Below are 19610 nucleotides of genomic sequence, written 5' to 3' on the forward strand. Positions count from 1 at the left end.
TCCAGTGCTCATCGGAGACACTGGCCCATGGCGCGAAAGCCCGTCTTCGGGCGAGCATCACCCCCGGACTCCAGGCAGGCCCGTCAGGCCTGGAGACGCGCGAGGACTCCGAGCGAGCCTGTAGAAAAGGCGCCCCGCGCTGTAACAAGGAAAGCCACCGCACCGGTGGGTGTTCATCCCGAGGCGTGCATGTCGAAGCAGCCGAGTCGCTCCCACCTCTTCCTCCAGCACCTGCCGCCCCAGGCGCGGTGCTACGCGGAGGTGCCCGGGCTCGACGCGCTGTTGGACTCCTGGCTGTCCATCGCGAGACAGGCGTGGCCGGACGTCATGCTTCCGGAAGAGGACTTCCTGCGCCACGTCGCGACCCGGCTGAGCCCCAGCGACGAGCCCGCCGCGACACTCGCCGCGCTGCCCGTGGCGGACCTCTATCTGGCCTGCGCGTGTGCACGAGGACTGCCCACCGCGCACGCCGCGCTGGAGCGACATCTGCTCCCTCGTGCGGCCAGCGCGCTGACGCGGGTGCGAGGTGGCGGCCTGGACACCGCGGAGGTCCTCCAGCAATTGCGTCAGCGGCTCCTCGTCCCCCAGGGTGACGCCGAGCCGAGAATCGCCGAGTACCAGGGCACGGGCCCGCTGGCCGCGTGGCTGCGCGCGGCGGTGGTGCGCACGGCCTTCAACCTCCAGCGCGCGGAGGGCCGACGCGCCAGGGCCGAGGAGGACGCGGAGGCGGAGGGCTCCGCGTGGGTGGAGCGAGGCGGAGCGGGCGGTGACGTCGAGCTCGACTACCTGCGCCGCCGCCACCAGCAGGACTTCCGCGAGGCCCTGGCGGGAGCGCTGGGGAGCCTGTCCCCGCGCGAGCGCACCGTGCTGCGGCTGCACGTGGTGGAGGGCGTGAGCCTGGAGCGCATCGGCGCGATGTACCAGACGCACAAGTCCACGGTGTCGCGCTGGATTTCACAGACGCGGAGGACGGTGCTGGAGGGCGCGCGCGAGCGGCTGGCCGAGCGCCTCCAGCTGTCCGCGGACGAGCTGCGAAGCCTGATGCGGGTGGTGCACAGTCAGCTCGACGTGAGCCTCCTGGGGCTGTTGAAGGAACCCGGTTAGCCCCCCGCGAACTTTTTCGCGGCCCGCGTGCAACACGTCCTGGTGGCCGGTGTCACCCCGATGAAGGCAGGCGAGGACGCCTCGCTCTCATCCTGAAAGGACCCGAATCATGCGGAACGCACTGAAGAAGCTGGCCCTGGTGGCGCTGACGGTGGTGGGCACGACGGCGCTGGCGGAGGAGCGCATCGAGCTGAAGGTGGGGGACAAGCACGTCATCACCGTGAAGGACCTGACCCGCGTGGCGCTGGGGAACAGGGAGACGGCGGAGGTGAAGACGCTGGGGGGCGGGAAGCTCGAAATCACGGGGCTGGAGGCGGGCACCACGCGGCTGCTGACCTGGACGCGCGGTGGGCAGCAGGGGGACTACGCCGTGGTGGTGACGGACCCCGAGCAGGCGGCCGCGAAGTAGCCCGAGGGACCCGCTGCCTTCCCTCCAATGAGGGCAGCGGGGATGATGTGACACGCGCCCATGAACCCACCGGCCTCTCCCATGCCCGAGGCGTGCCCGGACGAGAACGTGCTCGCCGGCTTCGTGAGCGGTGTGCTGTCGGGCGCGCGGGTGCCGGAGGTGGCGGCGCACCTGGACTCGTGTGAGGACTGTCGGGCCCTGGTCGCGGTGGTCGCGGCCGAGGCCTCCTCACCGGGCGCGGGCTCGCTCACGCGTCCAGACTCGGAGGGGATGTCGACCCGGGGAGCACGCCCGTCCCCAGCAGAGCGATTGCCGGAGGGCACGAAGCTGGGGAGCTACGTGCTGCGCGAACTGCTGGGCGAGGGCGGCATGGGCGTGGTGTACGCGGCGGAGGACCCGAGGCTGGGGCGCAAGGTGGCGGTGAAGCTGCTGCGTCCCATGCGCGAGGGTGTCGAGACGGAGAGCCGCGCCCGACTGCTGCGCGAGGCGCAGGCGATGGCGCGCCTGTCCCATCCCAATGTGTTGCCCATCTTCGAGCTCGGCTCCGCGGAGGGGCGGGACTTCCTTGCGATGGAGTGGGTGGAGGGCCCGACGCTCGCGGGCTGGCTGCGCGAGCAGGAGCGTCCCTGGCGCGAGGTGCTGGAGATGTTCCACGCGGCGGGCCTGGGGCTCGCGGCCGCGCATCAGCGAGGGCTGGTGCACCGGGACTTCAAGCCCGCCAACGTGCTGGTGGGCCGGGACGGACGTCCACGCGTCACGGACTTCGGGCTCGCGAGGAGGTGGCGGGAGCCAGCGGCGTCGAACCCCACGACGGACGACCTCACCACCGCGCCGCTCGGCGTGGACGCGGAGGAGACCGCGCTCACCCGCGAGGGCACCGCGCTGGGAACCCCCGCGTACATGTCACCCGAGCAGCGGCGCGGGCAGCCCGTGGACGCGAGGAGCGACCAGTACAGCTTCTGCGTCGCGCTGCACGAAGCGCTGTATGGCGAGCGGCCCGGACAACCGACGAAGCACGGCGCATCGGTGAAGAAGCCACCCCGACTGCCAGGCCACGTGCGCGCGGCCGTGGCGAAGGGGCTCGCGAGTGAGCCCGAGGCCCGTCATCCCTCGATGGAGGCACTGCTCCAGGCGCTCTCGAAACAGACACCTCGCGAGAGGGTGTGGCTGGGCTGGGTCGCGGTGCTGGGCGTGGGGGTGCTGGGCGGGGCCGGGGCCCTCTGGTGGAAGCCGGGCACAAAGCCGCCACCATCGGTGCAGGACGCGACCTTCATGGCGCAGGTCGAGGAGGCGAGGAGGACGGGCGGCAACACGTTCTTCCCCATGGTGATGGGCACGCCGCGCGAGCTGAGAATCGAGGGACTCTCGCGCATCGCCATCGGTCGCATGGACCTGGTCGACATCAAGTCGGAGCCCGGCGTGTTGCTGCTCACACCGCTCGATGTCGGCGCGGGCCAACTGCTGGTGTGGACCCGCGACGGAGAGCGAAAGCTCTACACCGTGTCCGTCACCCGCGACTGAAGCACGGTGTCACTCAGCGCGCGCCGCGAGGGGCCTGCCTCGCCTGACGCGGCGTCTCCTGTCCGAGCAGCCGGTACGCGGCCTGACGATGTTGCTGGAGCTGGGGCAGCAGGTTGTCGAGCAGCGCCTTCAGCGACGTGTTGCTCGCGAACTGCTGCTGCGCGGCCATCACCTTGGCGATGTCCATGTCGTGGTCCCCGACCATGTCGGCCAGGTACGCGCGGTCGAACGGGGTGCCCTGGAGCGCCTCCAGCTTCTTCATCGTCGCGTGCTCGGCCTCCTGCATCGCCTGGGCGAGCGTGGAGTCCGCCTTGGGCTCCTCGAGCGTGAGGTTCTTCGACTTCGCATACGCCAGCAGGTTCTCGTCCGCCTGGCCGTGCTCGCGCTCCATGCGCGCGCCGAAGTCCTTCACCGCCTGGGACTCGCCGTTCTTCTGGGCGAGCCGTCCCATCTGGACCTCCATCTGGTTCGCGTGGTGCAGCTCCGCCAGGAACGCCTTCTCCTCGGTGGGCACGGGCAACAGGCCCCGCTGCATCCACTTCGCCGCCTGGGCGTCGCCCTGCCCCGAGCCGCCCGTGCCGGGCTGTTCATCCCCCAGCTTCTGGAGGTCCTCACCGTGGTCGATGGCCTCCGATTCGCCCATGCGAATCATTCCCTGACTGTCACCGGTGCCATCCTGGGTGGCGACATCGTCATCCTGTGCGCCCGCGGCGCCGCCCAGCACCAGCGAGCCGACCAGCATCCAACCGCTCCATCGCTTCATCGCCTGCCTCCGAGAAGTGTGAATCCGAACCTCTCGAAGGTGGCGACGGCGAAGCAGGCGCGGCCAGGGAACGACGGCCGGACGGACGAAGGCTGGGGTCAGGGCTCGGCGAGCAGGAACAGGGCGTGCGCGCTGGCGATGGGGCGGGTGCGGTCATCCTGCCAGGCGTCGACGCGCACGTTGGCCACGCGGCGGCCCTGTCGGGTGATGATGGCGCGCGCGAAGGTGTCCTGCGGCTTGCCCGAGCGCAGGAAGTCCACCGTGAGCGAGATGACCTTGGGCACGCGCGGCGTCTCCGTCTTCAAGAGCAGCTCGAAGATGGAGGCGGACTCCAGCAGCGCGCCCAGGGTGCCGCCGTGCAGCGCGGGCAGGAAGCTGTTGCCGATGAGCATGGGCTGGTAGCGCATGCGGCACATCATCTCGCCGGCCAGGTTCTCCACGCCGATGCCCATGAAGCGCGTGTAGGGGATGGCGTCGGTGAGGCGGCTGTACTCGCGCGTCTTGCGCACCTCGAGGACCAGCTCGGCGATGGCGGAGGAGGGCTTGGTGTCATTCATGGAAGTCATTCCTCCGTCAGCATGAAGGTGCCCTGCGCGGAGGCCACCGGGTGGTTCTTGTCGCCCTGATGCACCAGCGCTCGGACGAAGGCGACCTGGCGCGTGGTGCGGTAGCACTCGGCCACGGCGGTGAGGGTGACACCGGGGCGCGCGGGGCGCAGGTAGTCGATGCGCAAATCCAACGTCACCATGGGGGTCATGCGTCCCAGCCGGAGCATGACGGAGGTGCCGCACGTCGCGTCGATGAGCGTCGTCACCGGGCCGCCGGCGATGACGCCCGTCTCCGGGTTGCCGACGAGGAAGTCCGCGTAGGGCAGCTCGACGGTGGCCTCGGTGGGGGCCACGTCCACGAGCTTCAGACCCAGCGCGTGGTTGTGGGGAACGATGTCCGAGTAGAACAGGGAGCAGCGCTCCATCCGCCCGGCCTTGTCTTCGGGAAGCTTGAAGTCGTCCGACATGGGGATGCGGATAACAGAAACGTCCCGGGATGGCGCGTGACGAATCGCGTCGAGCCCTCCGCGGCCGCTCAGGAAGAGGCCTGGCTGTCCCCCTGTTCACGTCGCGCCGGGCGTGTCCCCGGGGAGCCGGATAGTGTGGCGCCCCGCAAGGCCGTGTCTCGCACAGTCCCCCAACACGAGGACCTCTGGTGAAACGACTGACCTCCGCTCTCTGCGCCCTGCTGCTCGTCCCGGGCGCGCTCGTCGCCGCGCAGCCCGCGCAGACGCCTCCCGCCGCCCGGCAGGACCCCACGCCCCCCATCCCGGTGAAGAAGGATGACGCCGCCCGTGAGGCCGGCCGCGCCGTGGAGGTGGACCCCAACGCCCCGTCCGACACCGAGTCCGCCAAGGCCGACAAGGACAAGGACGCGTGGAAGGTGGACGCTCCCGGGTTCCCGGCGAAGCAGGTGTCCATCGACGTCTCCGAGGGGACGTGGATGAACGTGGACGTGAGCCCCAGCGGGGACGAGCTCGTCTTCGATTTGCTGGGGGACATCTACGTGCTGCCGCTGGCGGGCGGCGAGGCGCGGGCGCTGACCTCGGGCGTGTCCTGGGACATGCAGCCGCGCTTCAGCCCGGATGGGAAGTCCATCGCCTTCACGAGTGACAGGGGCGGGGGCGACAACATCTGGGTGATGAAGCGGGATGGCTCGGACGTGAAGGCGGTGACGCAGGAGAAGTTCCGCCTGCTCAACAGCCCCGCGTGGAGCCCGGATGGACAGTTCATCGTCGCGCGCAAGCACTTCACGGCGCGCCGCTCGCTGGGCGCGGGCGAGGTGTGGATGTATCACCGCTCCGGCGGCGAGGGCGTGCAGCTCACCGAGCGCGCCAACGAGCAGAAGGATTTGGGCGAGCCGGCGTTCTCCCCGGATGGGCGCTACGTCTACTTCAGCCAGGACGTCACGCCGGGCCGGACGTTCGAATACAACAAGGACCCCAACGGCGAGATCTACGCCATCCAGCGGCTGGATGTGGAGACGAAGGAGATCGACCCCTTCGTCACCGGGCCGGGAGGCTCCATCCGCCCGACGCCGTCTCGCGACGGCAAGCAGCTGGCGTTCGTCCGTCGGGTGCGGACGAAGACGGTGCTCTACGTCACGGATGTGGCGTCGGGGGCGGAGCGCCCGCTGTACGACGGGCTCGACCGGGACATGCAGGAGACGTGGGCCATCCACGGCGTGTACCCGACGCTGGCGTGGACGCGTGACGACAAGGCGATTGTCTTCTGGGCGGGCGGCAAGCTGCAGCGCATCGACGTGGCGACGAAGCAGGTGACGCCCATCCCGTTCCGGGTGAAGGGCACGCGCACGATTTTCGAGGCGGTGCGCTCGCCGCGGGCGGTGGCGCCGGAGCGCTTCAACACGAAGATGCTGCGCTGGGTGCAGGTGTCTCCGAAGGGGGACCGGGTGGTGTTCCAGACGCTGGGCAAGCTCTACGTGAAGGAGCTGCCGGGTGGCACGCCGAAGCGGCTGACGAAGCAGGAGGACCACCTGGAGTTCTACCCGTCGTTCTCACGGGACGGGCGCTCCATCGTCTACACGACGTGGGACGACGAGAAGCTGGGCGCCATCCGCATGGTGTCGGCCACGGGCGGTGAGGGCAAGGTGGTGTCGACGCGGCCGGGCTACTACGTGGAGCCGGCGCTGAGCCCGGATGGCAAGTCGCTGGTGTATCGCGCGTCGGGGGATGGCTACCTGATGCCGGGGCAGTGGAGCCGGGAGACGGGCCTGTTCGTGCAGCCGGTGGCGGGAGGCACGCCGCGCAGGCTGGCTCGGGATGGAGAGCAGCCGCACTTCGGTGTGCGCTCGGACCGCGTGTACTTCCTGCATGTGGAGTCGAAGGAGAAGGAGGACGTGCGCTCGTTGAAGAGCGTGGGTCTGGACGGGAGCCAGGAGCGCACGCACGTGACGAGCGCGGAGGCGACGGAGCTGAAGGTGTCTCCGGACGAGCGGTGGGTGGCGTTCCGGGAGAACTTCAACGCGTTCATCACGCCGTTCCCCAAGGGGGCGAAGGCGGCGGTGGTGGGGCCGGACGCGAAGGCGTTGCCGGTGGCGAAGGTGAGCCGCGACGCGGGCGAGTACCTGCACTGGGCGGGCAACAGCCAGGGGCTTCACTGGGCGCTGGGGCCGGAGCTGTTCACGCGGGAGCTGAAGCAGGCGTTCACGTTCGTGGACGGCGCGCCGGAGAAGCTGCCGCCGGTGCCGGAGAAGGGCGTGGACCTGTCGTTCCTGGTGAAGACGGATGTGCCGGAGGGGACGCTGGCGCTGGTGGGTGGGCGCGTCATCACGATGAAGGGTGACGAGGTGCTCGAGCAGGGCGTGGTGGTGGTGAAGGGCAACCGCATCGTCGCGGTGGGGCCGGTGGGCAAGGTGCAGGTGCCGGCTGGGGCGAAGGTGGTCGACGTGAAGGGCAAGACGTTGATGCCGGGCCTGGTGGACGTGCACTGGCATGGGGCCATGGGGGTGGATGGGCTGATGCCGGAGCAGAGCTGGGTGCAGGCGGCGTCGCTGGCGTACGGAGTGACGACGCTGCATGACCCGTCGAACTCGTCGGAGGAGGTGTTCGCGGCGAGTGAGCTGGGGAGGGCGGGGGCGTTGGTGTCGCCGCGCATCTTCTCGACGGGGACCATCCTGTATGGCGCGGCGGGGGTGGGGTATCGCGCGCCGATTGAGACGCTGGACGATGCGCGCTCGCACCTGCGGCGGATGAAGGCGATGGGGGCCTTCAGCGTGAAGAGCTACAACCAGCCGAGGAGGGACCAGCGGCAGAAGGTGCTCCAGGCGGCGCGGGAGCTGGAGATGCTGGTGGTGCCCGAGGGTGGCTCGTTGCTGCAGCACAACCTGACGATGGTGGTGGATGGGCACACGGGCGTGGAGCACGCGATTCCGGTGGCGCGCATCTACGCGGACGTGAGGCAGCTGTGGGGGAAGAGCGGGACGGGCTACACGCCGACGTTGGGGGTGGCGTATGGCGGCAACTGGGGTGAGAACTACTGGTACCAGAAGACGAACGTCTGGGAGGACGAGCGGCTGTTGTCCTTCGTGCCGCGGCGGGTGGTGGATTCACGCAGCCGCCGGCGGACGATGGTGCCGGACGACGAGATGAATCATTTCGACGCGGCGCGGACGGCGAGGGAGCTGAATGAGGCGGGGGTGAACGTGCAGCTCGGCGCGCATGGACAGCGCGAGGGGTTGGCGGCGCACTGGGAGCTGTCGATGTTCGGCCAGGGCGGGATGAAGCCGTTGCAGGCGCTGCGCGCGGGGACGCTCGGTGGGGCGCGTTATCTGGGCATGGATGGGGAGATTGGCTCGCTGGAGGAGGGGAAGCTGGCGGACCTCATCGTGTTGGACAGGAACCCGCTGGAGGACCTGATGAACAGCCGCTCCGTGCGCTACACGATGGTGAACGGGCGGCTGTACGACGCGGCCACGCTGAACGAAGTGGGCACGCGGCAGCGCCAGCGCGCGAAGTTCTTCTTCGAGAAGGACGGCAACGAGGGCTGGAGCCCCAAGGCCAGCGCGCATACGCACACGCACTCGTGTGACTGAGTGAAGCGTGGCGTCACGGTGAGCCTCGGTGCGGGAGCTGCGTGGACCCGCACCGGATTCCTCCTCGAGGGTGAACGACTGGAGCCCGGTGGACATGACTCGGGACCGGGGCTCACTGGGATGCACTGCCGTGAACTGGGACGCTCCGGGTTGCAACACAGGAGGCGTCACCATGCTGAATCTGATGAAGCGGTTGGCGGGAACGTTCGTGCTGATGATGGCCGTGGGCTGCGGACCCATGGACCCTGCCGAGGAGACGGCGGCTCCCGAGCCTTCACCTTCCGCCGACGCTCCGACTGTCGAGGCCGCCGGTCTCCCTGAGTTCCTCGCGTGTCTCAATCCGGCGACGGAGCAGGCTCGCGCGTGCATCGTGACCTGCGTGGAGTTCTCACCCGTGTTGAGCCTCGTCCCCTGTCTGGGGAGCTGTGGGCTGCAGCTCACCGCCATCACGACGTGTCTGCCCGCGCTGGCCCTCTAGCGCACGGCTTCTCGCGCGCATGACCCACGACGGGCTCCGGAACGAACCTCCGGAGCCCGTCCCTCACGTCAGGGGATGAGCGTCAGCACCAGCGTCTGCGTGCTGGTGTACTGGGCGAGCCCCTCCGGAGAGGCGCAGGCGTTCTCCAGGTCCGCGACCACGAACACCAGCGTCCGCACCGCCGTGGCTCCCGCGTACTTGCCGGACACCACGGTGCCAATCTGCTGCGTGGTCCGCGTCGTGGTGCCACCTTGAACGACGACCTGGGTGAGCGAGAGCTGCGACGTCTCGCCCGTGTTCCACGTCACCGTCACCGAGCCTCCACTGATGCCGAGCAGCGAGTCGCAGGTGTAGTTCCTGCGCAGCGCCGGAGCGAAGCCGGTGGTGCCCGAAATCACCGGGTCCGCCAGCACCGCGACGCAGTTGGTGAGCGTCCCGCTGCCGGACACCGTCGTGTCCCGGGGCTCGTTGGTGATGGGCGGCGAGAAGGAGATGGTCGTCGTCCCGAGCAGACAGGTGACGGTGCCGAGCAGCGGCGCCTCACTCGACTCCAGCGCGGACTCCTCTTCGAGCACCGGGCTGCCCTCCGTGCCGCAAGCGGAGAGCGCGCCGGAGACCACGATGAATGCCATGAACCACAGCCAACGAATGTGCGTGTGCATGTCCACCTCGGGGTTGAAGGTGGAACCACGGTAGTGACGGCCGGTGCCGCGCCGCCGCCCCGTGCGTCGACCGTGATGGCTGTCGAGCAATGGACGTGTACCCAGGTCCAACGGGCGATGCGCGCCCCGCTCCGGTGCGGGCCCGTCGTGCGGGCCCAACTCGAGCCACATCGCCGAGTCCTGCGCTGAGCTGCCTTCTAAAGGCCGTCTGGAGACGCTGCTCCCAGACCTGTACGTTCGAGCCACGCCCGAATCGTTTCCAGCGCTTCATCGAGCGTCTTCCTCGAGCCCCAGAACATCCGACCGATGGCCTCGTGTGCTGCTCGGATGTCGTCCGTCCTCTTACAGGGAGGCAGCTGAAGAGCAGGCGCATCGGGTCGTGGCGGCTCGATGATTTGCTTCTGTGCCACCATCTCCGACGCGAGCGCGTGCACGCTGGGATAGTCAGGAAGCGTCGGCAGCCGTGACTCCGCTTCAATGATTCGTGCGGCGTCTTCGTAGTGCCTGACGAAGGATGCTGGCTCTTTCTCGTCGTGAAGAGCCTTCCGCTGAAGTGCGTCGAGTTTTTCGAGCAGTGTGACGAGCGGGTGTACGCAGCGCACAGCCTTCGGCCGATTGTCGTCGTAGTCCCCGAGTTGGCCTCTTGCTTCGAGCGCTTCATGCACGAAGGACGTCATGTCCCGATGCACGAAGGGTGTGACCCGAGCGCTGCCAATCTCGAGCAGGACGAATGGGCGGAGCACATCCGCGAGGTCACCGAGGTGCCGAGCAGGATAGCTCACCTGGATGTTCCCGGAGCGCCAGCGCTTTGTGTCCGTCGACCGCAGGTCGAGCGTGGCGCTCGTCCCTGGAATCTTGACGAGGGTCGGGAGGGCCTCGAAGTAGGCCTTCCTCTGTCCTGTCACCTTCGTCCCATCCTTGGTCCAACTCGAGACCTCGGGCAGAGAGACAGTTCCGGGCTCGAGCTTGAGGTCCAGGTCCTCGGAGAATCGACGGATGAGGTCGAAGCCCTTGGAGAGCGATGTTCCCCCTTTGAACCAGACCTGGAATCCCGTCGCATGGAGAGCCCACAGCGTGTGGGTGACCCAATAATCCTTCTCGACCAGCGCGACCGAGAGGCCTCGGTCTTTCGCGACGATTCGGAGCAGGTCGTCGAAATCGGAGTCGTCGTGAATGAAGTTCAAACGAAGTCAGCTCGGAGCGCCGTGTTGATCAGGTCTCGCGTCGGTCTTGTTCCGTAGCGCCGGGCCATGGTGCTCAGCAGCTCGCGGTCGAAGTCGCCGCGCGAAAGCGCATGCGTCAGCGCCTCGGCCATCTTCGCACGCGAGGCGCCAGCCTGCTCCGCGTTCTCGAAGAGGTCCACCACGAACCACTCCTTGGGCGCCGGCTGGGGGAAGGCAATGCGCCGCAATTCGAAGCGGCGAAGACCGAACTCGACGCGCCCGGAGCGCTTCGTGTTGTAGACGAGCGGCACCGCGAACACGGCTGTCGCTCCCAGCCCCAGTGCGTTCCAACGCTCGGGACCGGTGAACACGAAGGGGCTGTCCTTGAGGAACGCCCGCATGAGCGCATCGTCGGTAGGTGGCACCACACCGAACTTGCCGCGCTTGGGGACGGCGAACAGACCATGCGCGACCGGGACCAAGACCCCCTTGTCGACCAGCGCCTTCGCATACCTAGGAGGGTTGGAGGTCCAAGGCTCGAAGTCCTGTGTACGGTAGACCCGACCTTCTTCGAGCTGTGGGAGAACCATGGTCGCCATTGTACTTTTTCTCCGGAGAAAAAGTACAAATGGCAGCTCAGGCCCGCAAGGCCTCGTTCTAAGTCACTGGAATCCTTGAAACGGGGTTCCACCGCAGGGTGGAATGGCTGAAGCGGAGGTTCACTCGCCGCCTGCCTGCTCCTCTGCTGGGGTGGGGCAAGTCACGGATCCTCAGCGAGGCCCGAACTTCACGGCACTGGCTTGGACACCGCCGCCCCGCACTTCGCCTCGTAGCGCTGGAGCCGCTCGCGCAAGTCCTTGCGGAACTCGGCCGTGTACGCCTCGTGCAGCATGTCCACGGCGCGGCGCTGGAAGCCGACGGCCTCCGCGCACCGGTCCAGCTGGAAGAACAGCGCGGCCTGGACCGCGAGCCCGAACGGATTGCCCGGGGAGAGCTCCACCGCGCGCTTCGCCGAGGGCAGCCCCTTCTGCGGCTGGAGCGTCATCATGTAGTGCTGGGCGAGGCTCGTGAGCATGCGCACGTCATGCGGCAGCAGCCGCGCGGCCGACTCGCGCGCCTGCTCCAGCGCCTGGGGCTCGTCCTGGTCGCTCAGCATCTCCGCCAACAGGTCCCACCCGCGTCCGTCCTCCGGGTGCGCCTTCACCAGCTCCCGAGCCCGCGCCAGGTGCTCCTGGCGGTTCGAGGACAGCTGCGTGGCGAGCACTGCGGCGCTCACGTTGGTCGGGTCCTCCGTCAGGGCCTGTGCCAGCTCGGCGCCGGCCTTCTCCTTGCGCTGCGCCTGGGTCAGCTCGCCCGGGGCGCGCAGGAACATGAGCCCGCGGTTGGCGTGCACCTCGGCGCTGCCCAGCTCCCGCACCGCCACCTGGGTGGACACCGCCGGCAGCGGCAGCGTGAGGTACGCCGAGCGCCCGCTCATCAGGTACGTGCGCAAGTCACCGCCCAAATCACTCACGCCCTGGAAGGACTGCGCGAAGGCGCGCTGCGGGTCCTCCGCGCGGGCCAGCCGCGTCTGGAACGCGTCGAAGCGCTCCGGGTGCATGTTGATGAGGTAGTGCACCCAGAGCCACGCGGAGGCGTAGTGCTGCTGGCTCTCCGCGTCGCTGAGCAGCTCCTTCTGGTCCCACTCCCACAGCTCGTCGATGCCGAGCCAGCCGTTGCGCGTCACATAGTTGCGGCTGTTCGCGTTCACCCGGCCGAGCACCGCCTCGCCCGTGCTGGGCTTGATGTGCGTGGTCTCCAGGTACTGCGCCAGTCCCTCGGCCAGCCAGCGCGGCTGCCGCAGCAGGACATGCTGGCTCAGGTAGTGCGCCAGCTCATGTGTCTGTAGTTGCAGCTCGGGGCCGTTGTCCAGCAGGTAGCCCTCGCCCGACATGACGAGCAGCGGGCCACGCTCCGTGGTGGACACGAAGCCGACGTAGCGGCCCTGGGTGAACTCCGCCAGCTCACTCGTGTTGCGCAGCAGGATGACGTCGAGCGAGCCCGGGGGATTGAAGTCCGTGCCCCACGCCAGCAGCAGCGCCCGGCGCAGCTTCTCCAACTCGATGGCCGACTTCGCCGCGACCTCCGGCGACAGGTCCGTGTGCATGCGGAAGTGCTCGCTCCTCACCTCCGACCAGGCCCGGCCCCCCTCGCGCGGACACAGCGCCCGCGAGCCCGCGCAGCCCGAGAACACCAGGAGCCCCAGCAATCCCACCCACACCTTTGACATTGGCATGCGGGGCTTCTGGCACATCCTCTCCACGATTCCCACGGACCCCGGGGAGGGTTCATCCCTCTCTCATGATGAGTCCTTGGAGCCCATACAGAGACGTCAGGGGATGGGAGGCTTCGGGCTCAGCGAGGAGGCCGGTTGGCGTTGCACTTGCGCTCGAAGGTGCGCAGCCGCTCTTCCATCGCCTCGCGGAAGTCGGCGGTGGTGGACCCGTCGAGCAGGTCCCGGACCCGGTACTGCAGGCGCTTCGCCTTGGAGCAGCCATCGGAGCGGAAGGACAGGAAGGCCAGGGACGTCAGCGCGGCGGGGCTGCGAGGGTCCAGCTCCAGGGCGCGGCGGGCCGTGGGCAGGCCTTCCTCCAGGTTGCCCGTCTCGTTGTAGCTGTCGGCGACGCGGACGAGGGTGGAGACGTCATCGCGGGCCAGGCTGGTCGCGCGCCGTCGCGCATCCGCCTGCGCGCCCGGCTCGAGGGACGGGTCCAGCAGCTCCGCCAGCAGCATCCAGGCGCGCGCATCGTCGGGATGGTCCCGCACCAACGCATGGGCTCGCTGGAGATGCTCTGGAGTGTCCTCCGACAAGCGCGCGGCGAGCGTCGCCGCGTCGACATGGGTCGGCGCTTCGCCCAGGGCCCGCTGGACCTCTGCGAGCGCCTCCGCCCGCGCGTCCTTCCCTGGCGCATGCATCAGGACCCGCGCGCGCAGGACGTGGACATCGGCGGAGCCGAGTGCGCGCACGGTGACCTCCTCCGGGATGGCGGGGAGCGGTGACGCGCGAGGGACATACCGCTCGCGAGAGGCGTGCCGGCGCACACCGCTCCGCAGCGCGTCCAGGTCTCCGAAGGTCGTCTCCCACGTGGCGCGTGAGTCCTCGCCCTGGGCCAGCAACGCGAGCCACTTGCCGAAGCGCGCCGGCTGCTCCTGCGCGAGGAAGTGCACCCAGAGCCACGCGGAGGCATCGCGCCACTGCTGCTCCTCGGGGCTCGGCTTCAGCACATGCTCCTGTTCCCAGAGCGCGTCGATGTCGAGCCACCCCTTCTCGCGGACCCGCTCCAGGCTGGACGCATCCTCCCGCCCCAGCACGGCCTCGCGGGTGCCGTGCTCGACGCGCACGGTCTCCAGGGAGCGGGCGAGCCCCTCCGCGAGCCACCGGGGGCGGCTCTGCAACACGCGACGGCTCAGCTCGTAGCCCAGCGCGCGGGCCCGCGTCCTTGCTCCTCGCTCCGAGTCCTCCTGGGTGATGACGAGCAGCGCCCCTTCGGCGGACCTCGCGGAGAAGCCACCGGAAGTCCCAGGGACGAGCGACTCCAGCTCGGCGGCGTCGCGCAGGAGCACGACGTCCATCGCGCCGGGGATGTCCTCGTCCCCGCCCCACAGCCGCGACACGGCGCCGCGGAGCGTCTCCAGCTCGAGCGCGGCTCGCGTGGCCTCCTGGGGCTCCACGTTCGTCAGGACGCGGAAGTGTCGGCTGCGGACCTCGGTCCAGACCGCGTCATCCTCGCGAGGAGACGGCGCGCGCGTGCTCGCGCAGCCCGACACCATCGCCAGCATCCACCCCACCCAGAGAACCCGGAATGCCATCCCGGATTCTTGTCACGGCCGCGAGGTGGGACGCGAATCATTCCTTCGCGGGGCCACCCAGGATGCGCGGCGCGGCGGCGCGGTGGAAGCCCTCGTAGGGCTTGGAGGCGCTGGTCTCCTCCAGCGGAAAAATCTTGGTGTTGCAGGACGCGCCACCGTCAATCTTGATGACCTCGCCGGTGATGAACGCGGCCACGTCCGACAGCAGGAACACAATCGCGCCGCTCACCTCGGCCTCGGTGGCGAGCCGGTGCAGGGGCACCTCCTGCTTGAGCATGGGGATGAGCGCCTTGACGCCCTCGTCCTGGTAGCTGTCCATGCCGCTGGAGGCCACCCACCCGGGCGCCACCGCGTTGACGCGCACCCCGGCGAAGGCCCACTCCACCGCCGCCGTCTGCGTCAGGTTGAGCATGCCCATGCGCGCCGCGCCCGAGTGCCCCATGCCCGGCATGCCGCCCCACGCATCCGCGAGCATGTTGACGATGGAGCCTCCCGTCTGGCTCATCGACTGGTTGAACACCTCGCGCGCCACCAGGAAGCCTCCCGTGAGGTTGGTGGCCACCACCGCCTCGAAGCCCTTCTTCGAGATGGCCGACAGCGGCGAGGGGAACTGCCCGCCCGCGTTGTTCACCAGCCCGTGGATGCGCCCGCGCGCCGCGACGATGCGCGCCACCGCGGCCTTCACGCCCTCCTCGTCGCGGATGTCCACCGTCTCCAGCGAGCACTCGCCGCCGTCCTCGCGGAGCTCCGCCGCCACCTTCTCCAGCTTGTCCGGCTTGCGGCCCACCAGGATGACGTGCGCGCCGAGCGCCGCCAGCTCGTGCGCGGTACAGCGGCCGATGCCGCTGCCGCCTCCGGTGACGATGATGTTCTGTCCCTTGAACAACCCCGGCGCGAATACGGAGCGGTAGCCCATGTGCTCTCCCGATGTGGCCCCGCCCGAGTGTCGTCGGGGCGTGTTGTCGCGAACGTCGCGGCCCGTCAGTCCTCCGCCTTGCGCCCGGACCGGGGACGCAGCGCGTCCTCCAGCGTGAGCGCCCAGCGGTGGAGAATCTTCTTTCGCCGCGCGCTGTCGTCGCGCAGCAGGTTCGCCAGCCCCAGGCCGCGCACCAGGTCCAGCGTCGCCTGCACCAGCTCGCGCACGCCCGGCTCGCGCTCGTCCACGCCGAGCAGCGACACCGTCAGCCGGTGCACCTCCCGCCCCACCTTCGTCTCCACCGGCACCAGCTGCGAGCGCAGCTCCTCGTCCGTGCTCGCCGCCACCCACAGCTGCACGGCCGCGACGAACAGCGGGTGCGTGTAGAAGCCCGCCAGCATGTGGAGGATGCTCTCCGTGCGCCGCTGGTCCGCTGGCAGCCGGGCCGCCCGCCGACCGAGCTCCTCCATCTGCTGATGGCCCACGTACTCGACCGCGGCCGCCACCAAATCACCGCGCGTGGGGAAGTGGTGCTGACAGGCGCCGCGGGACACGCCGGCCCGCTCGGCGATGACCGTCATCGTCGCGCCCGCCCACCCCAGCTCCGACAGGGCGCTGATGGCCGCCTCCATCAGTCGCTGCCGGGTGACGCGGCTGCGCTCCTGCTCCTGTCGTCCTGTCGCGGCCGGTGCCTCGCTCACGAGGTCAGCTTGGAAGCCGCCCTGGAAAAAAGCAAGCGCGCTTGCTTTTTTAGGCATGGCCTCCCACACTGCTCCGCATTCAGGCAGGACGTGGAGAGCGCATGAGCGAGTCCCCCCTCCGTATCGGCAACGCGTCGGGTTTCTACGGTGACCGGTTCTCGGCCGTCCGGGAGATGCTCGAGGGCGGCCAGTTGGACGTCCTCACGGGCGACTACCTGGCGGAGCTGACGATGTTGATTCTCGGTCGGGACCGGATGAAGGACCCGGCCACCGGCTACGCCAAGACCTTCCTGCGGCAGATGGAGCAGTGTCTGGGATTGGCGCTGGAGAAGAAGGTGCGCATCGTCGCCAACGCGGGGGGCCTGAATCCGGCCGGGCTCGCCGAGGCGCTGCGAGCGCTCAATGACAAGCTGGGACTCAAGGCCCGCATCGCGCACGTGGAGGGGGATGACCTCTCCGGCAGCGCGGACGCGCTGGGCCTGGGCTCGCCCATCACCGCGAACGCGTACCTGGGCGGCTGGGGCATCGCCGAGTGCCTGCGCGTGGGCGCGGACATCGTCGTCACCGGCCGCGTGACGGACGCGTCCCTGGTGGTGGGGCCGGCGGCCGCGCACTTCGGCTGGAAGAAGGATGACTGGGACAAGCTCGCGGGCGCGATGGTCGCGGGCCACGTGCTGGAGTGCGGCACGCAGGCCACGGGCGGCAACTACTCCTTCTTCAAGGAGATCGACGTGCGCCGTCCGGGCTTCCCGCTGGCGGAGGTGTCCGCGGATGGCTCGTCCGTCATCTCCAAGCACGCGGGCACGGGCGGCGCGGTGACGGTGGACACGGTGCTCGCGCAGCTGCTCTATGAAGTCACGGGTGCGCGCTACGCGGGGCCGGACGCCACGGCCCGCTTCGACTCGATTGCCCTGACGGCGGACGGCAAGGACCGGGTGCGCATCAGCGGCGTGCGCGGCGAGCCGCCTCCGCCCACGGTGAAGGTGTGCCTCAACCACCTGGGGGGCTACAAGAACGAGGCGACGTTCGTCCTCGTGGGCCTGGACATCGAGGACAAGGCGCGGCTCATCCGCGAGCAGATGGAGGCGGCGCTCACGCGCAAGCCGAGCGAGGCGCACTGGACGCTGGTGCGCACGGACCGCGAGGACGCGGCCACGGAGGAGCAGGCCGCCGCGTTCCTGCGCGTGGTGGTGAAGGACCAGGACCCGAGACTGGTGGGCCGAGCGTTCAGCGGCGCCGCGGTGGAGCTGGCGCTGGGCACCTACCCGGGCTTCACCATGACGGCGCCGCCCTCGGATGGCGCGCCGTATGGTGTCTACACGCCGGCCTATGTCGACGCGAGCAAGGTGGAGCACGTGGCGGTGCTGCCCGACGGCACGCGCACCGCCATCACGCCGCCCGCGCAATCTCAGGCGCTGGCGCCGGTGGAGCCGCTCCCGTTGACGGAGCCGCTGTCCTCGGGGCCCACGCGCCGGGTGCCGCTGGGTCGGCTGGTGGCGACTCGCAGCGGTGACAAGGGCGGCATGGCGAACATCGGCGTGTGGGCGCGCTCGGATGAGGCGTGGCGCTGGCTGTCGCGCTTCCTCACGGCGGAGAAGCTGAAGGAGCTGCTCCCGGAGGCCGCGGCCTTCCCGGTGGAGCGGCACGTGTTCCCGAAGCTGCGCGGGTTGAACTTCGTGGTCGATGGAATCCTGGGCGAGGGCGTGTCGTCGTCGACGCGCTTCGACCCGCAGGGCAAGGCGCTGGGCGAGTGGCTGCGCTCGCGTCACGTGGACATTCCCGAGTCGCTGCTGCGCGAAGGAGAGGGGTGAGGCCGATGCCGAGAATCACTTCCAAGGTCAACCCGGGCTCGGAGACGTTCCAGGCGCAGCGCGCGGACATGCTCGCGAGGCTGGGCGAGCTGCGCGGCGTCGAGGCCAAGGTGCGCGCCACCGAGGAGAAGGCGCGCGAGAAGTTCCACAAGCGCGGCCAGCTGCTGCCCCGAGAGCGGCTGATGATGCTGCTGGACCGGGGCTCGCCGTTCCTGGAGCTGTCCACGCTGTGTGGCTACGGCTACCACGACGACAGTGACGGCTCGCTGGCGGGCGGCAACAGCATCGCGGGCATCGGCTACGTGTCCGGGGTGCGGTGCTTCGTCTTCGTGAACAACTCCGCCATCAAGGGCGGCACCGCGTCGCCGTGGGGTGTGCAGAAGGCGCTGCGCGGGCAGGCCATCGCGCTGCAGAACAAGCTGCCCATGGTGTCGCTGGTGGAGAGCGGCGGCGCGAATCTGATGTACCAGCAGGAGATCTTCATCCCGGGCGGAGAGACCTTCTACAACCAGGCGCGGATGTCCGCGGCGGGCATCCCGCAGGTCACCGTGGTCCACGGCTCCAGCACGGCGGGCGGCGCGTACCTGCCGGGCCTGTCCGACTACGTGGTGATGGTGAAGAAGAAGGCGAAGGTGTTCCTCGCGGGCCCGCCCTTGCTCAAGGCGGCCACGGGCGAGGTGGCCACGGACGAGGACCTGGGCGGCGCGGAGATGCACGCCACCGTCGCGGGCACCGCGGACTACCTGGCCGAGGACGACGCCGACGCCATCCGCATGGCGCGCGAAATCGTGTCCAAGCTCGGCTGGAACGAGCGGCTGGCGGCCCAGTCGAAGGCGCCCTACGCGGAGCCGCTGTACTCGCCGGACGAGCTGGCCGGCGCGATTCCGGCGGACTACCGCAAGCCGTATGACTGCCGCGAAATCATCGCGCGCATCGTGGACGGCTCGGAGTTCACGGGCTTCAAGGACGCGTACGACGCGCACACCGTCTGCGGCTGGGCGAGCCTGTTCGGCGGGCCCATCGGCATCATCGGCAACAACGGGCCCATCAGCCCGAAGGGCGCGACGAAGGCGGCGCAGTTCATCCAGCTGTGCTGCCAGTCGAACACGCCCATCGTGTACCTGCAGAACACCACGGGGTACCTGGTGGGGACGCAGCCGGAGCAGGGCGGCATCGTCAAGCACGGCTCGAAGATGATTCAGGCGGTGGCGAACGCCACGGTGCCGCAGGTGACGCTGCTGGTGGGCGGCTCGTTCGGCGCGGGCAACTATGGCATGTGCGGACGTCCGTTCCATCCGCGCTTCATCTTCGCGTGGCCCAACGCGCGCACGGCGGTGATGGGCGGCGAGCAGGCGGCGAAGGTGATGTCCATCGTCTTCGGAGAGAAGCTGGCGCGCGAGGGCCAGGTGGTGGACGAGGAGGCCATCCGCGCCTTCACGCAGCCCATCGTCGATCAGTTCGACAAGGAGTCGCATCCCTTCAACGCCTCGGCGCGGCTGTTCGACGACGGCATCATCGACCCGCGCGACACGCGGCGGGTGCTCGGGTTCGTGCTGTCCATCTGCCGTGAGGCGGAGGCGCGGCAGGTGAACCCCAACAGCTTCGGCGTCGCACGCCTGTGAGAGGAGCGG

17 protein-coding genes are annotated in these 19610 nt (G+C 69.3%); 7 read left to right on the forward strand and 10 right to left on the reverse strand.

Translation table 11 applies throughout. The features are described from left to right. Positions 1-189: 189 nt before the first annotated feature. The 3 genes from K8625_RS26405 to K8625_RS26415 all read left to right on the forward strand — a co-directional run bounded on the left by K8625_RS26405 (position 190) and on the right by K8625_RS26415 (position 3034). Positions 190-1104: a sigma-70 family RNA polymerase sigma factor gene (locus K8625_RS26405; protein ID WP_223749438.1), complete on the forward strand. Its 915-nt coding sequence runs from the start codon at positions 190-192 to the stop codon at positions 1102-1104. 109 nt (positions 1105-1213) lie between these two features. Continuing rightward, positions 1214-1513 carry a pilus assembly protein N-terminal domain-containing protein gene (locus K8625_RS43865; RefSeq protein WP_141333045.1) on the forward strand — a complete coding sequence of 100 codons (300 nt, stop codon included), beginning with the start codon at positions 1214-1216 and terminating at the stop codon, positions 1511-1513. 60 nt (positions 1514-1573) lie between these two features. Next, positions 1574-3034, forward strand: coding sequence for a protein kinase (locus K8625_RS26415; RefSeq protein WP_223784244.1), 1461 nt, complete (start codon positions 1574-1576; stop codon positions 3032-3034). Positions 3035-3047: 13 nt separating this feature from the next. Here the strand turns inward: K8625_RS26415 and K8625_RS26420 are convergent, their stop codons facing one another. The 3 genes from K8625_RS26420 to K8625_RS26430 form a co-directional block, all read right to left on the reverse strand. Further along, positions 3048-3797 carry a DUF4142 domain-containing protein gene (locus tag K8625_RS26420; RefSeq protein WP_223784245.1) on the reverse strand — a complete coding sequence of 250 codons (750 nt, stop codon included), beginning with the start codon at positions 3795-3797 and terminating at the stop codon, positions 3048-3050. A 98-nt stretch (positions 3798-3895) separates the two neighbouring features. Further along, entirely contained in the window at positions 3896-4354 is a 459-nt protein-coding gene (locus K8625_RS26425; RefSeq protein WP_194869471.1) for a PaaI family thioesterase, read from the reverse strand. Positions 4355-4359: 5 nt separating this feature from the next. After that, complete coding sequence (locus K8625_RS26430) at positions 4360-4812, reverse strand: PaaI family thioesterase (protein ID WP_046710288.1); 453 nt, start codon at positions 4810-4812, stop codon at positions 4360-4362. 188 nt (positions 4813-5000) lie between these two features. Here K8625_RS26430 and K8625_RS26435 point away from each other — a divergent pair, with 188 nt between their 5' ends. After that, the gene (locus K8625_RS26435) at positions 5001-8399 is read left to right on the forward strand and encodes an amidohydrolase family protein (RefSeq protein WP_223784246.1); all 3399 of its coding nucleotides are present in this window, start codon (positions 5001-5003) and stop codon (positions 8397-8399) included. A gap of 172 nt (positions 8400-8571) precedes the next feature. Next, the gene (locus tag K8625_RS26440; protein ID WP_223784247.1) at positions 8572-8877 is read left to right on the forward strand and encodes a hypothetical protein; all 306 of its coding nucleotides are present in this window, start codon (positions 8572-8574) and stop codon (positions 8875-8877) included. 68 nt (positions 8878-8945) lie between these two features. Here K8625_RS26440 and K8625_RS26445 read toward each other — a convergent pair whose 3' ends face one another. From K8625_RS26445 to K8625_RS26475, 7 genes are all read right to left on the reverse strand, one after another. Further along, complete coding sequence (locus tag K8625_RS26445; protein WP_223784248.1) at positions 8946-9539, reverse strand: hypothetical protein; 594 nt, start codon at positions 9537-9539, stop codon at positions 8946-8948. A 197-nt stretch (positions 9540-9736) separates the two neighbouring features. Next, complete coding sequence (locus K8625_RS26450) at positions 9737-10723, reverse strand: nucleotidyl transferase AbiEii/AbiGii toxin family protein (protein ID WP_223749432.1); 987 nt, start codon at positions 10721-10723, stop codon at positions 9737-9739. Then, complete coding sequence (locus K8625_RS26455; protein WP_223749431.1) at positions 10720-11301, reverse strand: hypothetical protein; 582 nt, start codon at positions 11299-11301, stop codon at positions 10720-10722. Before K8625_RS26455 ends, K8625_RS26450 begins: the two co-directional genes overlap by 4 nt. 188 nt (positions 11302-11489) lie before the next feature. Further along, entirely contained in the window at positions 11490-12977 is a 1488-nt protein-coding gene (locus K8625_RS26460; protein WP_223749430.1) for a DUF1570 domain-containing protein, read from the reverse strand. Between the two features lie 119 nt (positions 12978-13096). Continuing rightward, on the reverse strand, positions 13097-14551 hold the full coding sequence (locus tag K8625_RS26465; protein ID WP_223749429.1) for a hypothetical protein: 1455 nt from the start codon (positions 14549-14551) through the stop codon (positions 13097-13099). Between the two features lie 37 nt (positions 14552-14588). Continuing rightward, positions 14589-15467, reverse strand: coding sequence for an SDR family oxidoreductase (locus K8625_RS26470; RefSeq protein WP_223784249.1), 879 nt, complete (start codon positions 15465-15467; stop codon positions 14589-14591). A 65-nt stretch (positions 15468-15532) separates the two neighbouring features. Then, on the reverse strand, positions 15533-16168 hold the full coding sequence (locus K8625_RS26475) for a TetR/AcrR family transcriptional regulator (protein WP_223749425.1): 636 nt from the start codon (positions 16166-16168) through the stop codon (positions 15533-15535). 101 nt (positions 16169-16269) lie between these two features. Between K8625_RS26475 and K8625_RS26480 the strand changes: the two genes are divergently transcribed. Then, positions 16270-17979, forward strand: a complete 1710-nt coding sequence (locus K8625_RS26480) for an acyclic terpene utilization AtuA family protein (RefSeq protein ID WP_223784250.1) — start codon at positions 16270-16272, stop codon at positions 17977-17979. Between the two features lie 5 nt (positions 17980-17984). After that, the gene (locus K8625_RS26485; protein ID WP_223784251.1) at positions 17985-19601 is read left to right on the forward strand and encodes an acyl-CoA carboxylase subunit beta; all 1617 of its coding nucleotides are present in this window, start codon (positions 17985-17987) and stop codon (positions 19599-19601) included. Positions 19602-19610 lie beyond the last annotated feature (9 nt).

Source organism: Myxococcus sp. AS-1-15 (assembly GCF_020037055.1).
Lineage (GTDB): Bacteria > Myxococcota > Myxococcia > Myxococcales > Myxococcaceae > Myxococcus > Myxococcus fulvus.

Bases quoted from the DNA above. Each gene is read 5' to 3' on its own strand.
- K8625_RS26465 (WP_223749429.1), bottom strand. From the start codon at position 14,551: ATGGCATTCCGGGTTCTCTGGGTGGGGTGGATGCTGGCGATGGTGTCG.
- K8625_RS26405 (WP_223749438.1), top strand. From the start codon at position 190: ATGTCGAAGCAGCCGAGTCGCTCCCACCTCTTCCTCCAGCACCTGCCG.
- K8625_RS26440 (WP_223784247.1), top strand. From the start codon at position 8,572: ATGCTGAATCTGATGAAGCGGTTGGCGGGAACGTTCGTGCTGATGATG.
- K8625_RS26460 (WP_223749430.1), bottom strand. From the start codon at position 12,977: ATGCCAATGTCAAAGGTGTGGGTGGGATTGCTGGGGCTCCTGGTGTTC.
- K8625_RS26455 (WP_223749431.1), bottom strand. From the start codon at position 11,301: ATGGCGACCATGGTTCTCCCACAGCTCGAAGAAGGTCGGGTCTACCGT.
- K8625_RS43865 (WP_141333045.1), top strand. From the start codon at position 1,214: ATGCGGAACGCACTGAAGAAGCTGGCCCTGGTGGCGCTGACGGTGGTG.
- K8625_RS26420 (WP_223784245.1), bottom strand. From the start codon at position 3,797: ATGAAGCGATGGAGCGGTTGGATGCTGGTCGGCTCGCTGGTGCTGGGC.
- K8625_RS26485 (WP_223784251.1), top strand. From the start codon at position 17,985: ATGCCGAGAATCACTTCCAAGGTCAACCCGGGCTCGGAGACGTTCCAG.
- K8625_RS26430 (WP_046710288.1), bottom strand. From the start codon at position 4,812: ATGTCGGACGACTTCAAGCTTCCCGAAGACAAGGCCGGGCGGATGGAG.
- K8625_RS26470 (WP_223784249.1), bottom strand. From the start codon at position 15,467: ATGGGCTACCGCTCCGTATTCGCGCCGGGGTTGTTCAAGGGACAGAAC.
- K8625_RS26425 (WP_194869471.1), bottom strand. From the start codon at position 4,354: ATGAATGACACCAAGCCCTCCTCCGCCATCGCCGAGCTGGTCCTCGAG.
- K8625_RS26445 (WP_223784248.1), bottom strand. From the start codon at position 9,539: ATGCACACGCACATTCGTTGGCTGTGGTTCATGGCATTCATCGTGGTC.
- K8625_RS26480 (WP_223784250.1), top strand. From the start codon at position 16,270: ATGAGCGAGTCCCCCCTCCGTATCGGCAACGCGTCGGGTTTCTACGGT.
- K8625_RS26415 (WP_223784244.1), top strand. From the start codon at position 1,574: ATGAACCCACCGGCCTCTCCCATGCCCGAGGCGTGCCCGGACGAGAAC.